This window comes from Virgibacillus proomii (assembly GCF_018916875.1).
GTDB classification, from domain to species: Bacteria; Bacillota; Bacilli; order Bacillales; family Amphibacillaceae; genus Virgibacillus; species Virgibacillus proomii_B.
In genome coordinates this window covers 42,875-57,770 of record NZ_JAHLNO010000019.1, presented here as the reverse complement: position 1 = coordinate 57,770, position 14,896 = coordinate 42,875, and the positions used below count along the sequence as shown (strand labels likewise).

At 35.5% G+C, this 14,896-nt stretch carries 11 protein-coding genes and 1 pseudogene; 5 read left to right on the top strand and 7 right to left on the bottom strand.

Going from position 1 to position 14,896, the window contains the following annotated elements; all coding sequences use genetic code 11:
- Window positions 1–769: 769 nt before the first annotated feature.
- From KQI21_RS16420 to KQI21_RS07765, 5 genes and pseudogenes are all read left to right on the top strand, one after another.
- Window positions 770–1,990 (top strand): annotated as a pseudogene (locus KQI21_RS16420) (LLM class flavin-dependent oxidoreductase).
- Window positions 1,991–2,148: 158 nt separating this feature from the next.
- The gene (locus tag KQI21_RS07780; RefSeq protein WP_216483651.1) at window positions 2,149–3,132 is read left to right on the top strand and encodes an ABC transporter substrate-binding protein; all 984 of its coding nucleotides are present in this window, start codon (window positions 2,149–2,151) and stop codon (window positions 3,130–3,132) included.
- 21 nt (window positions 3,133–3,153) lie between these two features.
- Window positions 3,154–4,158, top strand: coding sequence for a FecCD family ABC transporter permease (locus KQI21_RS07775; RefSeq protein WP_216483650.1), 1,005 nt, complete (start codon window positions 3,154–3,156; stop codon window positions 4,156–4,158).
- The gene (locus tag KQI21_RS07770; RefSeq protein WP_301281741.1) at window positions 4,155–5,180 is read left to right on the top strand and encodes a FecCD family ABC transporter permease; all 1,026 of its coding nucleotides are present in this window, start codon (window positions 4,155–4,157) and stop codon (window positions 5,178–5,180) included. The genes KQI21_RS07775 and KQI21_RS07770 overlap by 4 nt, the downstream gene beginning before the upstream one ends.
- 28 nt (window positions 5,181–5,208) lie before the next feature.
- Complete coding sequence (locus KQI21_RS07765; RefSeq protein WP_216483649.1) at window positions 5,209–5,982, top strand: alpha/beta hydrolase; 774 nt, start codon at window positions 5,209–5,211, stop codon at window positions 5,980–5,982.
- Window positions 5,983–6,914: 932 nt separating this feature from the next.
- On the opposite strand, the gene ulaA is transcribed toward KQI21_RS07765, so the two are convergent.
- From ulaA to KQI21_RS07730, 7 genes are all read right to left on the bottom strand, one after another.
- Window positions 6,915–8,273 carry a PTS ascorbate transporter subunit IIC gene (ulaA, locus tag KQI21_RS07760; protein WP_216483648.1) on the bottom strand — a complete coding sequence of 453 codons (1,359 nt, stop codon included), beginning with the start codon at window positions 8,271–8,273 and terminating at the stop codon, window positions 6,915–6,917.
- Window positions 8,274–8,343: 70 nt separating this feature from the next.
- A complete protein-coding gene (locus KQI21_RS07755) occupies window positions 8,344–8,622 on the bottom strand; it encodes a PTS sugar transporter subunit IIB (protein ID WP_216483647.1) in 279 nt (92 codons plus the stop codon).
- Window positions 8,623–8,635: 13 nt separating this feature from the next.
- Window positions 8,636–9,370, bottom strand: a complete 735-nt coding sequence (locus KQI21_RS07750; protein WP_216483646.1) for a sugar isomerase domain-containing protein — start codon at window positions 9,368–9,370, stop codon at window positions 8,636–8,638.
- Between the two features lie 352 nt (window positions 9,371–9,722).
- Complete coding sequence (locus KQI21_RS07745) at window positions 9,723–10,166, bottom strand: PTS sugar transporter subunit IIA (protein ID WP_216483645.1); 444 nt, start codon at window positions 10,164–10,166, stop codon at window positions 9,723–9,725.
- Window positions 10,167–10,209: 43 nt separating this feature from the next.
- Window positions 10,210–11,781 (bottom strand): BglG family transcription antiterminator, encoded by a 1,572-nt coding sequence (locus tag KQI21_RS16515; RefSeq protein ID WP_309245542.1) that lies wholly within the window; start codon window positions 11,779–11,781, stop codon window positions 10,210–10,212.
- 618 nt (window positions 11,782–12,399) lie between these two features.
- Window positions 12,400–13,389: an asparaginase gene (locus KQI21_RS07735; protein WP_216483643.1), complete on the bottom strand. Its 990-nt coding sequence runs from the start codon at window positions 13,387–13,389 to the stop codon at window positions 12,400–12,402.
- 14 nt (window positions 13,390–13,403) lie between these two features.
- A complete protein-coding gene (locus KQI21_RS07730; RefSeq protein WP_216483642.1) occupies window positions 13,404–14,888 on the bottom strand; it encodes a tripartite tricarboxylate transporter permease in 1,485 nt (494 codons plus the stop codon).
- Between the last annotated feature and the right edge of the window lie 8 nt (window positions 14,889–14,896).

Sequence of the window (14,896 nt, the reverse complement as noted above, 5' to 3'; positions counted from 1 at the left end):
CCTTGATTAACAAATCCTGTGTTATTTGCTTTAAATGAAGGCCCCCCCCTTTTCATATCTTTTATTCTGTTAGAAAATTAATCCTCAACTGAAATAGCACCCATTAAAAAACGATCATCTAGCCTTTCCAGTTTTTCCTTTTAGAATTATCGAGACTATTGAAGTCTCTTACCGCTCGTTAAATGGAAGAAATCTGCATAAAGAGATTCCTTATATTTAATTGCATAATCAGTCTTGCATGCAACTATTAACATTAATTCATTTAAGACCTTTAAATTTAACATACCTCTTCACAAGGAACTTTGATGAATAACTGGTGAGTTCAAAAATATTTTTCACCAATAAGGTCTTCTTGTTCGCTATCTAAAAGAAAGACCTCTTTTAAACACACCATTCGAAATAATAGTTGATAATGATTATCATTATCGATATAATACTAATATATTTGCTGTTTCAATCATCCTTTACCAGTACGAATGCAACTATTGGCTAACAGGTATTAAAATATATTTTAACTTATAAGATCAATTTACCCATATAGTTCGAACCCTATTTGTTTACCCACCATAGTAACTCAGGACTAAATTGATAAAGGTATGGGGAAAGCAACGCACATATATAAACAATAAATGTAAAATATAACAGTTAATGGAATTGGATCTGTTAGTCACCTCATTGCTGACCTACGACAAAATGAAATTGAACAGCTTATAAGCTGTTTTTCAAGTTTATAGAAAGACCTATTAAAAATCATGAAAGGCTGGTAAATATTGGAGGTCAAAAACAACTTTGCATTGGCTTGTCGCTAAATAATCGCCAAATAACTCAAAATGATTCTCAGAATCAAGCGCCTATGGTGAAGTGCCAATCAGCTATACATGAGCAAATTAGTTTAGCACAACGAGCAGAAGCAGCGAAATTAGATTTTGTCTTTAAACCAGACTCCTTATTTGTACATCCAGCTATGGTATACGTTCTAGGGGTTGATCCAACGCTACTGCTAACCATGGTAGCTGAAAACACCAAAAAAATCGGCTTGGTTACAACTGCATCGACATCTTTTTATCCACCGTATGTTTTAGCCAAACAACTCCAATCCCTTCACTGGATAAGTAATGGACGCGCAGGCTGGAATATTGTTACTTCCATTGACGGGGCTGAAAATTTTGGTCAAGTTCGAACTTCTTCTGAAGAAAGATATGCCAAGGCTGCCGAATGTTCAGAAGTAGTACGTAACTATGGAAAAGCTATCTAACTGCATTATTACAGGTAAAAGAGGATAAAAAAGAAGCAGCCATTAAAGAAATGCTACAACCAATTCCAGGCAGGGGCTTCAGAACAGGACGTAATTTTGCCGCTTCGATTGCCGATGCCGTTTTTGCAGCTACATCAGATATGTCCGCAGCCATCGAGTTACGGTAAAACTTAAGGGAACGATCCAAAGAGCATGATCGTGATCCAGATAGTTTTCGTATATCACTTGGTCTATACTTCTTTATTGGTGATTCCTATGAAGAAGCACAACAAATGCATCAGGAAGCTCATCAAAATCTAACACTGGAGTATAGATACGCCTCACTTGAAGGAATTATTGGATTAAATCTTCGAGAACTGTCACTAGAAGAAAAAGTTACAAAGGATCTCCATCCAGAAGAACAACAACCGGTACGAGTCGGACTCATGCAGATTTATTACGGGATTTATTAGTAATCACGAACCAACAGTAGAACAATTACTTGCCAGACCAGAAGTTGTTCATCCTGCTCATTGGGTTGTAGTAGGAACAGCTCAACACGTTGTTAATGAAATTATGGAGGGGTTTCACAGCGGAGGAATTGATGGTTTTATCGCTATTCCAGGAGGCCCTCCTAAATCGCTGGATCTATTTTTAAAAAAAGTGATTCCTTTACTAGTAGAAGAAGGCATATTTCGAAAAAAATATACTGGCTCGACTTTAAGTGAACACTTAAAAAATTCCGGTGTTGAGTAGCATTTTTTAAGTTCTCATACGTACCAAGTGCAATAGGAATTGCTCTTGAAAAGACCACAACTAGATAAACAATCTGGTTTAGTCACACTTACAATAAGGCTTTGTTGCAACTATGCTTTTTAAAAATAAAAAATGTATCAGATAGGAGAAAACAGAAAATGAAGAAAAAATATTGGTTATTTACGATTACAGCAATAATAATGTTAGTTTTGGCAGCCTGTGGAAAAGACACAGATTCATCAAATGAAATGAATAAATCAAACGCAAAAGAAGAAACAAAGGAAGAGCAAGCTGATACAAAGGACAGTGAAACGAGAACTATTACATATCTTGGTAAGGAATATGAAGTTGCTAAAAACGTAGATAGAATTGTTATCACAGGAGCAATGGAAGCAATGGAGGATGCTGTTGCACTAGAAGTAGAACCCGTTGGTGCGATTACGGTTGGAGGAGAATTTCCAGAAATCTATTCATCTGTTATGAAAAACACAGAATCTATCGGTGAAAAACAGCAGCCTAATTTTGAAAAAATATTGGGATTAAAACCGGATATTATTTTAGGATCAACCAAATTCCCTGATGAAGTAGTGCAGAAATTAGAAAAAATTGCACCAACCATTTTAGTTTCCCATATCTCTTCTGATTGGGAAGATAACCTCCATTTAATGGGCGAATTAGCAGGCAAAACAGATAAAGCAGATCAAGTTTTAGCAGATTATAAAGCAAACATCAAAAATTTCAACCATGACAAGCTGGACGGCAAAAAAGTGGCAGCACTTCGAATTCGCGGTGGACAAATCTTTGTGTATCCTGAAGATATCTTTTTCAACGCTGTATTATATAAAGAACTTGGTTTAGAAGTTCCTGACGAAGTAAAACAGGCAAAAGCCCAAGAAGCTATTTCCGTAGAACAATTAGCTAAAATGAACCCTGACTATATCTTTATGCAAATTCAAGAAAGTGAAAAACAAGAGAATAATTATGTTTTTGAAGAAATGAAAAAAGATCCTATCGTACAGAACATCGGAGCATTTAAACATGACCAAGTGTTTGTTAACATCGTAGACCCTCTATTAGAAGGTGGACCAGTTTACAGCAGAATGCTATTTTTAGAACAATTACAAGAAAAGCTAAAGCAGTAATGGAAGCGGAGCAATAAAGAAATGCGCTCTTTCATAAAAAAATACTTCTTTTATTTTATTATTTCGTGTAGTTTAATTGCCATAACAATCTTTGTGTCCTTGTCTTATGGTTCTACGTCTATTAAACTTATGACTGTATGGGATGCATTTGTACGATTTGATGCTGATAATATGGAACATCTCGTTATACAAACAGCGCGTCTCCCTCGTGTCATTGGAGCATTGTTGATTGGTGCTTTTTTGGCTATTTCCGGTGCATTAATGCAAGGAATGACAAGAAACTATCTTGCTTCTCCCAGTATTATGGGAGTGGCAGATGGTTCGGTGTTTGTAATTACGTTATGTATGATTTTTTTACCTGATGCCTCTACAATGGCGCTTATTGTCTTTTCTTTAATTGGTTCAGCATTAGGAGCCTTCTTAGTATTTATGACAGCACGATTATTACCAGATGGCATGACGCCATTAACATTAGCTATTATAGGTACTATTCTGGGAACTTTTTTAAATGGTATTTCACAAGCCTTAGCCACTTACTTTCAAGTTTCACAACATATTAGCTTCTGGTATAACGCACGATTACATCAAATGGATCCTGTAGTAATCAAGTGGGTAATTCCTTTTGCAATAATAGGGTTGTTACTAGCGTTTTTCGTTGCAAACTTCATTTCTGCTATCGTTTTAGGAGAGGAAGTCGCTCTAGGATTAGGCGTTAATTTAATGGTTATCAAATCATTAACGATGCTTAGTGTTGTTATTTTGACAGGTGTTTCTGTAGCAATGGCTGGAAAAATTGCTTTTATCGGATTAATTATCCCGCATATCACTAGATTTTTGATTGGACAGGATTACCGTAAAATTATTCCTTTTGCTGGCATTTTTGGTGGGTTATTTTTAGCTTGGTCTGATATTATTAGTCGCTTTATGAATCATCCATTTGAAACGCCGATTGGAGTAGTTACGGCCTTATTCGGTGTTCCTTACTTCCTTTATTTAATTAAAACGAAAGGAGGAAGGAGCTTTTGAATAAACTCTATTATCGCAAGCAATTTTTACTCGTTTTCCTTATTAGTATCCTTGTTTCTATAGCTACTATGTATGTAAGCTTAAGCAATGGAACTTTTGATATAAGCCCGCTGGAAGCCATACGAACACTACTTGGCCTAGAAAAAAGCAACGATTATTCGATGGTTATTTTTGAGTTTCGGTTACCCCGAATTGTTATCGGAGCATTAGTTGGCTTTGCATTAGGCATAGCAGGTTCCGTATTACAGGGGATCACAAGGAACCAATTGGCTGATCCAGGTATCCTAGGCATACATTCAGCAGCTGGGATGACTATTGTACTTTACATGTTCTTTTTACAAGGTTCCGTAGATGGGGCTAGTTGGCTTTCCATCCTAAACATGTCCTTTTTCGGTTGGATTGGAGGTACAATCGCCGCTATATTCTTATTTCTTTTTTCACAAAATCGTGGATCTGTTGACCCTAAACGAATCATTCTAGTAGGAATCGCTCTTAACGCTGGATTTAGCGCGATAACGCTTTACGTTTCATTGAAAATGAATCCACAAGACTTTGAGATGGCAACAGTATGGCTATCCGGCAGTATCTACAGTGCAAGCTGGCAACAGATTTTAGCAATCTTACCGTGGATTGTTATTTTAGTACCTATTTTATGCTGGAAATCACGAATTTTAGATGTATTGCAATTTGACGATGTAACAGCAACTGGCATAGGTGTTCATAAAGATCGCGAACGTTTCATATTGTTGTTATGCTGTGTCGGACTTGTTAGTGCAGGTGTATCCGTATCAGGTAGTATTGGTTTTATTGGGCTAATTGCACCACATATAGCAAGACGACTCGTTGGCATACATCACCAATATAGCCTGCCTATTAGCGGTACCATTGGAATGGTAATGGTTTTAATTGGAGATTTTATTGGAAAAACTATTTTTTCTCCAGCTGAATTACCGGTAGGGATTGTCATTTCGATTATCGGAGTTCCCTATTTCATTTATTTATTGTTCAGATCAAGAAAGTAAACGAATTACTAACTGGAGGTAGGAGAGGTTGCTTAGAAAAGATGGGTACCATACTTTTAATATGTTAGGTGAACACCACTCTTATCAAATATATGTATCTGTTCCTGAATTAACAGCTCCAAATGAGGGGTTTCCGGTGTTATACGTTTTGGATGGTAATGCCTATTTTACAATGTTTCTTGAAATGATGAAGCTGCAAATTCGTAGACCTGATAAAACTGGCATAAAGCCTATGGTACTTGTAGGTATTGGTTATGAGGGAAATGAACCTTTTAACCCGCTACGTGTATATGATTTCACCCCACCTGCTCCGATCGTACATTTGCCGAAAAAACCAAATGGAGAACCTTGGCCAGAACATGGTGGTGCAGATAGCTTCTTACGTTTTTTAGAAAAAAAGCTAAAACCAGCAATAGAAAACATTTGCGCAATTCATAAAAAAAAGCAAATCCTGTTCGGTCATTCTCTTGGTGGGCTGTTCGCTCTATATACACTTTTTAACAAAACGAATTTGTTTCATCAATATTTTGTTTGTAGTCCATCTATATGGTGGAATGAACGTATGATACTAAAAGATGAAGAAAAGATGTCTATTAATGAATCCAAACGTATTTTCATTGCTGCAGAAAATAATGAAGAAAAATCGTTTATGTATGATGATGCCTTCGCATTATATAACGACTTATCAAGCAACTATACATTCCTAAAATCAGCTTTTATTTCTCCACGTGAGGAGAACCATATGTCTATTGTGCCATCCGTTTTCAGCAGAGGAATACGTTTTCTTTCTACAGAGTTTTGAGAAAGGTACTAAACTATATTTCAAATATAATAAGTGTGTTATGCTCGTCTCATTACAACGGTAAATGCAATAAGAATATCCACAACTCTTTTATTTGCATAACAGAAAGATAGACATAACTAGCCAGAATAATGAAAAATGGTTCCGAACATCAATCTGATGATGGAACTATTTTTTTGTTGTTGGATTGTTGTCATTATCTATTGATTCTACCCTATCTTTAAACTGGTTGCAGTATTATTTTTGTGCCGAGTCTGTCAATTATTTACGATAGCTCTCTCTAATTTTCTTTTATACAGCGCCTAATTTAAAAAAGCTTATTAAGAAATAATGCTAATGAACCCACAGTGAATATACACTTCGCTTTACCCGGGCAACACGGAATTTTTGGAAATTGCTTTTCCCTCAAGGAGTCTTCGTGTATACCCACTGCTTTTTGGCGATTCTAATCTATCCAAAATCCTATTAGATTTTACGTAGTACGCTAGCAAATGCTAAAACCCAGCAAGACCTCGTAAAGCTCTTACATATGGCTTACCTTAATCATCGCTTGATAATGCTGGTATATGCCCCTTCTTTACAACAATTGATTGCCTTGTCTTTTCTGTAAAGCAAGGAGGCGAAAGAAGGATACTTTTAAGACTTTTTTTCAGGAGCGTGAATCTTACAAATGGCTCTGGATCGCTTCAAATAGCGTACCCTCAAAAACGATGAATTAGAGTATTTAACATACGTTGTAGAACTTCTTTCGACCAGCTGTATCCCATTTTCTTAGAGTCTTCTGTCCACCTCTTTTGATCTTGCATATTTTTTTAACCTCCTGTTGCCATAATATTTTCTTCATTCGCTCAAAGCTTTTAAACCCAATAATTAATTCCCCTTTCATTCAACTTCTCTCTTTAAAAATTTTAACATCACCAAGTCGCTATCAATTATTCTAGATTTGCTTTATTGATCTTCTTTCTATAAAACACACTTAGCAGGATGAAAGCAGCTAGCGAAATGATCAAACCGATAATCGGTATTTCCAAAACAAAGAAGAGCTTAATCAAAGCCAAAACGATAATTCCATCTGGTACCAAGAAAGCAAGTCCTTCTACACCATATACTTCTAAACCGAACAAAGGATAGAATAGAGCTACTGGAACGGTTAATATAATTCCGTAAGTTAATCCCGAAATCATTGCTCCACGTCTTCCACCCAACGTATTTCCGAATATACCAGCAATACCTCCTGTAAAGAACCCGCCGATAATGGATGGCAACGGAACGATGGTACCAAGCAATGTAGAGACAAGCATTCCTACGACCATACCGATAATGGAGAATATAAAACCAAGCATAAGCGCATTAGGTGCATATGGAAAAAATATTGGTACATCCAAAGCAGGTTTTGCACCTGGAACAACCTTTAATGCTATACCACGAAACGCTGGTATAATTTCACCAAGAAACATTCTTACTCCTTGAAGTAAGACAAGCACTCCTGCTGCGAATCCAAAGGAATTTAATATGCTAAAAACGATATAATTTTGTCCATTAGATAATGGGTTCACCACTTCAGGCCCAGCAAAAAGTGCGGTAATTAGATATATTATAAGCATAATTAATGAAACCGAAATAGCTGTGTCTTTAAAGAAGTTTAACTTTTCAGGCATTTTAATCTTTTCACTATCCTGTTCCTTATTTCCAAACATTTTACCTACCCATGCAGAAGCAACTACACCAGTAGTAGTTAAATGTCCATAGGCAACATTATCATGTCCCGTTATTTTTCGCACAATAGGTTGAGCTAAAGTCGGTAATAAAACCAATACCATTCCGTGAATTAATGAACCAAAAATGATACCATATGTTTCTGATACCCCTAAGTCATGAAAAGCCCATGCAAGTGCCCCAGCGAGTATCCACATCATGTGACCCGTTAAGAATATATATTTAAATGGCGTTATTCGGGCTAATACTATGTTAGTTAAAAAACCAAAGAGCAATATAAAAGAAGTCATTCTACCAATGGCAGCAACAGAATCAACCAAGGCAGCAATAACTGCCTCATCTACCGGAACAACTCCCTTTAGCTGAAATGCTTCCTCGAACATGGTGGCAAAAGGGGTCAAGTTAGTTACAATTAAAGAGGCACCAGCACCTAGGATCAATATCCCTAATATTGTCTTGATCGTTCCTTTGATGACCTCCGTAAGTTCTTTTCTTTGTAGCAAAAGACCTAACAATGCAACTAAACCCAACGTGACTGCCGGTACAGTAAGAATTTCTGCAATTGCTTTTAACATTCGTAAACCCTCCCTTTAATAATCTGCTAGATTTGCTGCATTTGAGTTTCCAAATGCCCGTACAAATTGTCTATTTACTTACTTTATTCAAATAATGAAGCAGTTTTTGCTTCACTTCATCTGCATCTGTTAGATTATCAATAAATATTTTATTTGCTTCCACCCCTTCTAACGCAGACTCTAAATCTGCCGAAGTAATCATTAAATCCGCATTTCTCCCTTTAGCTGAACCTGCATCCAATGCACTAACTTCCGCTTTAATTCCTACTTGTTCCAATATTTCATCCACCGTCATTTTCAACATCAAGCTGGTTCCAAACCCCATCCCACATACAGTAATAATTTCCATACTATCCCTCCATTTATAAACAAGTTATTCGATTACGATATTTTTTTATAAAACGTTTATTAATTTGATCCCCTTTATCAAGATTCGAACTGACATATATTGGCGGCTCTACACCGTCTTTTACTAAATTCTCAATCACCTGGACAATAATAGACTGTAAAATCGTAAATCCAATAATCGAAGAAGTAGAACCGAATTTGGATTTTAAACCTGGTACTTCCATGATTGCATCTCCGGGCTCTCCATGATTGTCAAGGACTATGTCGGCCAATTGATATAGTTTTTTCCCATTTTTATATCTTGATTCTACTTCTGTAGAAAAAAATAAGGAGGTAAGTACAATAACCTGTAAATCTTTCTTTTTTGCCTCGATAGCCATTTCAATTGGCACAGCATTCCTGCCGGATGTAGAAACGATTAACATTACATCCTGTGGCTGGATATTTTCTCGATCCAAGATTACTTTCGCCAGTCCTTCCTGCCTCTCGGAAAAAGTACTTAATGGAGCGGAGGGTTCTAAAGATAGTGGAGGAGAAAGTATTGCATTCACTGGTACCAGCCCTCCAGCTCGATAGAACAATTCCATTGCATACATTTGCGAGTGTCCACAACCAAACACATGAAGCACACCGTTCTTCTTTATTGATTCTCCTATTACATCTGCCGTTTGAACGATCTTCTCCCCCTCTTTTTCAATCACCTGATGTAACATGTTTTCAATGTTTGTAAAAAAATTTTTGTACAACATCGTTATTCCTCCAATTTAAATTTAAATACTCTATTAGTGCTCACCATTACTTGCATTTCTAATAGAATAAAGATATCCCCTTGCTCAACTTTCCGAACAAAGATAACATCATAAGTTATAATCATTATCTACGTAAGTAATTGCGCCAGGCTATGCGGTAATGCCATCATTTTTTCTACAATATCACCTATGATATGCTGATCATTAGTGACACACATTTTCTGCTACCTGAACTTTATTCCTGATTTATAAAACCTATTAATTCACTTAGATGAAGCAACTTATTTTTTAAATTTTCTAAACTGTTTAATGGTAATCTTTTCTATTACAATGAAATTTCTGTCATATGCTCTTACTTCTTATTTATATAATCTATGATTTTTTGCTCTTTCGTTTCATTCTTCAGTAACTCTAAAAATTGTCCGTCATTTAAATACTTCATCAAACCTTGAAGAGCACGTAAATGGGTAGAATGATCAACTCCACACAAAGATATAACTGTAGAAACTGGATCGTTCTTTTTATGTCCAAAATTCACAGGATTTTGTAATGTTATTAAGCTGAACCCGATCTTATTTACAAATTCGCCTGGTCTAGCATGTGGCATAGCAATCCCGGAAGCAATCACAATATACGGCCCATTGTCTTTAACACTTTGAATCATGGCATCAATATAAGGCTGTTCAATATATCCGTTTTGAAGAAGTAGTTCACCACCTTTCTTTACAGCTTCTTCCCAGTCGTCCACCTTAACTTTTAATCTTGTTGTCTCAACTGTTAACACATCTTTAAGCATTGGTTCATAAACAACCCCAATCTGTACATCTTTTTCTTTTGTATTAGCGCAATTTTTTTCCCTTTTTTTCAACTTGATTTTGAATAGGGCAATTACTGAAATAATCTTTTAATCTATTATTTACAGACCTATTTCTTTGTTTAATACTGAGCAAATTTTGTTGAATGTTATCCAAATCTTCTTCTGTTATAAAAGGGTTTACAAAAATACAAGGTATATCCATTACAAATATTCGTATCGTTGAGATAATCAAATCTACTTTATCCATCTGTAAAGTTCTTTCTAGATCATGTAAGGGGATCGCATCGACTATATATACTTCGAAATTTTTCTTTACACGGGCTTCTATCAAATTTACAGTTCCAATCCCACTATTACAAACAAGTAAAACTTTCGGTTTTTTTTGCTTCTTCGGCAGTAACCGTTCAATACTGGATAAAAAGTGAATGGTCAAATAAGCTATTTCCTCTGTCCCCAGCTCTAAAGGTGCAAGGCTTTCCGAGACAATTCTAAATAACTCTTTATAATCCGTTCGTATCTCCTGTACTATATTGTTACTTATGAAAGCTTGATTATCGAATCTTTGGAGAGCTGGTCGCAAATGCTCTAGCAGTGAATAGAATAAATGAGAATCTCTAGTTAAATCCATATTTATTTTTTTACTAACATTACTTATTAAGTGTTTAACAATTATTCTTAATTTCACATCTTTTTCTAAATAAAAGTTATCAGTATGCATGATTTGGGACCCGGAGATTAATTCAGCAATAATACCGGTCTCTTCTTCTGAAATGATGAATGAATCGTCTTTGTATTTGATTAATCGCCTTATCGTAGCAGCAGCTCTATACTCAATCGATCCTAATAAGCTTTTATACTTCGAACTACCTTTATTTAAAATAAAGCCATTTTTCAAACGAATAACCGTTGAAAGAAGATAATAAAATAACAAGCTAAAGGAATCATAAGAAATCTTTCTATCTAACTCTGTTTCCACTACCCCAACCAATTTTTTTAGATAGTTTAGATTAATATTTCCTAAGTTTGCTAAAATTTCTTCATAAATATTATCTCCTAGAGGAACAGCATTCTCTTTCAATACTTTCGAAGTTGAAAGTAACTTAAAGCGGTGAAAGAGAAGATAAACTATTCTCTTTCGAATATTTAATTCATTTCCTACGATTTTTATCCCATAATGAGGCATAGATTCAATGGATAAATTTAAAAAGGATAATTCTCTTTTTAATTTTTTAAGATCATTTTTAATGGTCCCTATACTCACATCCAAAACTTGTGAGAATTTATTTAGAGTAACATAATCCTTACTTAATCCTAAAATGAGAGTCATAATGTCTATACGCTCTTCAGAAGTATAAATATAATTTTTTTCATTATCCTTGCTTAATAATTTGAATAGTTTATTTTTCTCTGCTTTGTTATTACGTAAAAGAATCTCCATTTTAATAACTCGTTCTAACGGACTGAATTCGTTTTCATTTAAAAAATCATCAATTTCTTCCAAATCATAACGTATTGTTCTTTCACTTACCCCGTACTGTTCAGCAAGATCCGAGATGGAAAAAGAAGTATTGTTACTCAAGAAACGACGTAGTATCTCTCTTGCTCTCCTATTTATAAGTAATCACCTCCCTTACCCCTAGTATATGTGTTATAATTCGTCCATAAAAGATCAAATCATTTCAATAATTTTGAAGCGCTTTCAAACGTGGGTATACAGTCCTTACTCTCTACTTTCATTATCTGTAAAAAACTTAAGAATTTTTATATTGTAGAAGCAGATATAAACTGATTAAGATTTAGCGTATTTTCTACAATGGAATCATTTGATTACTTATTATGAGTAACCGACTCAACTACATTTAATATTAATATATAAAAACGATCCTGAATTGGAAGAAGTATAGCGAATTACTATAAAGTGATTGATTTAGTGCGAATCCAAGTGCACAAAAACCAGGGCATTGCACCAGAAATTATTTTTATTTCACTTGAAAATGGAATAAAATATAAAATGGCATAAATTCCGTTTTATTACTATAAAAAGACTTAAAAAAACTAACATTTTTTTGGTAATAGGTGTTATTCACAGTCGCATCCTATTTGGGGGCGTGTAAATTATGCCGAGCTACAATTGATTAGACCCAAACTAAAAATGTCTGAATAACCCCCTTTGCATTGGGAGTTATCAGACATTTCCTTTTTTAAATTAAACTTAATATTCATTAAATATCTCTTGTATATCTGATAATTTATCAGTTAAAGTGAGAGCAAGCATAAGTAATATTCGGGACTTTTGTGGTGATAAGTTATCCGCAGTAACACATGGAAACTGATTAAAGCTATCAATTGGAACCACACGCCCTTCATGAACTCTGCGGCTTCTGACTACTACCATTCCACTTTCCACCGCTTCTTTAAGTGCAGCACTTTCTTCTGAAGAACATCGGCCTGCCCCAGTTCCTGCTATAACGATACCGGAGTATTTTTTACTGTTTGAAATAAAACGAATCAGATCGCCATCAACACCTGCATAAGAATAAACAATGGCGACATGGAGTAACTTTATAGCTGAAGTTTTCGCAAAGATGGATTGAACCGTATGCTTTCTAGCAGGACTTCGATAATAGTGAACGGTATTATCTGGGTCAACATAACCCAAAAATCCCAATTCACCTGATTGAAAAGTCTCCAAACGGTACGTACTTATTTTTGCAACTTCACGAGCACAGTTAATATCATTGTTAGAAACAACAAGCACTCCTTTACCAGTCGATTTTTCATCTGCTGCAACCCTAATCGCATTTATAAGATTACTAAATGCATCAGAACCAATAGCTGTAGAAGGGCGCTGTGCTCCTACACAAACTACAGGTTTATCACTATTAATTGTTAAATGTAAAAAATAAGCAGTCTCTTCTAGAGTATTCGTGCCATGTGTTATAACAATACCATCATAGCCATCTTCATTAAGTGCACGATTAACCATAGCTTGTAATTCTAACCAATGTGAACTTTTCATACAGGTACTACTAAAATTAGCCAATTGAACAATAGCAACTTCTGCTATTTCATTTATCTCAGGAACTTTTTGTAAAAGATCTTCTCCTGAATAAACACCCGTTTGATAGTCTTTCATATCAAGCCTATCTTTTCCCTGTGCAGAAATTGTTCCACCAGTCGCTATCAATTTTATTTTTTTCATGATAACCTCCACCTTCACGGTTCTATTGGTTTTTTTCTGAAAAAAGGAATAACAATCGTTAAAATAGCTAAGATCAGGAATATTATTGCTATTGGTCTTTCTAAGAATATACCTAAACTACCATTTGAAATCGTTAACGTTTGTCTCAAAGATTGTTCAATCATACCTCCTAAAATAAAACTTAATATAAAAGGAGGCGCTGGAAAATGAACCAATCGCATAAAGAAGCCGATTACACCAAACAATAATAATAAATACAAGTCAAATGTGTTAAAACTAATTGCATAAACACCTATCATACAAAATGTAATAACTAATGATATAAGTAATGGTCGAGGAATTAGTAATATCTTTGCAATGTATGGAATAAGTGGCAAGTTTAGAATTAATAAAAATACATTGCCAATATACATACTTGCAATGACACCCCAAAACAATGTAGGATGCTCCTCAAATAAAAGAGGCCCGGGCTGCACACCAAGCACAAGGAGAGCACCTAATAAAACAGCAGTTGTACCTGAACCAGGAATACCGAGACTTAATAATGGAACAAAAGCACCACTAGTAGCTGCATTATTAGCCGTTTCGGGAGCTGTCAAACCTTTTATAGAGCCTTTACCAAAGCTCTCAGGGTTCTTGGATAGCTTTTTTTCAAATATGTACCCGATAAAAGAAGCAATGGTGGCACCGGCCCCAGGTAAGACACCTATAATAAAACCTAGTAATGACTGTCTTGTAGCAGGTCCTTTCATCTCTTTAAAATCCGATCTTGATAGTTTTAGACTTCCTATATTTTGCTGTATTTCTTTATTTTCTTTTTTTGAATTAATAATTAGAAAACAAACTTCTGCTAAAGCAAATAATCCTAATGCAATCACTAGAAATTCAATACCACTTAGTAAATTCGCATTTCCAAATGTAAAACGAGGAGTTCCAGTTTGTGAATCAATTCCTACTGTAGCAAACATAAATCCAAGAACACCTGAAATAAGTGCTTTCACAAGTGAGCCTTCTGATAAACTTGCGATAGCAGTTAACGCTAAAAACATTAAAGCAAAGTATTCCGGTGGCCCAAATGCAATTGCTACAGAAGCAAGCATAGGAGCAAACAGCATTAATAAAATAACCCCAAACGTTCCTCCTATAAATGAAGAAATGGCTGCAATTGCAAGAGCTTTTCCAGCTTTCCCCTGTATTGCCATTGGGTGACCGTCAAAAGCAGTTGCTACCGTACCAGAAATACCTGGAGCATTTAATAAAATTGATGAAGTCGAGCCTCCAAACACAGCTCCATAGTAAACTCCTGCCATCATAACCAGTGCAATGGTAGGGTCAAACCCGTAAGAAATTGGAATCATAACAGCAATAGCAGAAATAGGCCCTAGTCCGGGTAGCATGCCAATAAAAGTTCCTGCTAAAACACCAATAAAAACAAACACAATTCCTTCCCAGCTAAATGCAACTTGGAATCCAGATAATATCCCTTCAAAACCTCCCAACTAAACCC

Coding starts and splice junctions, on each gene's coding strand:
- KQI21_RS07780 (WP_216483651.1), top strand. CDS start 2,149: ATGAAGAAAAAATATTGGTTATTTACGATTACAGCAATAATAATGTTA.
- KQI21_RS07755 (WP_216483647.1), bottom strand. CDS start 8,622: ATGGAAATTATTACTGTATGTGGGATGGGGTTTGGAACCAGCTTGATG.
- KQI21_RS07735 (WP_216483643.1), bottom strand. CDS start 13,389: ATGAAAAAAATAAAATTGATAGCGACTGGTGGAACAATTTCTGCACAG.
- ulaA (WP_216483648.1), bottom strand. CDS start 8,273: ATGTTAAAAGCAATTGCAGAAATTCTTACTGTACCGGCAGTCACGTTG.
- KQI21_RS07745 (WP_216483645.1), bottom strand. CDS start 10,166: ATGCTTAAAGATGTGTTAACAGTTGAGACAACAAGATTAAAAGTTAAG.
- KQI21_RS07775 (WP_216483650.1), top strand. CDS start 3,154: ATGCGCTCTTTCATAAAAAAATACTTCTTTTATTTTATTATTTCGTGT.
- KQI21_RS07750 (WP_216483646.1), bottom strand. CDS start 9,370: ATGTTGTACAAAAATTTTTTTACAAACATTGAAAACATGTTACATCAG.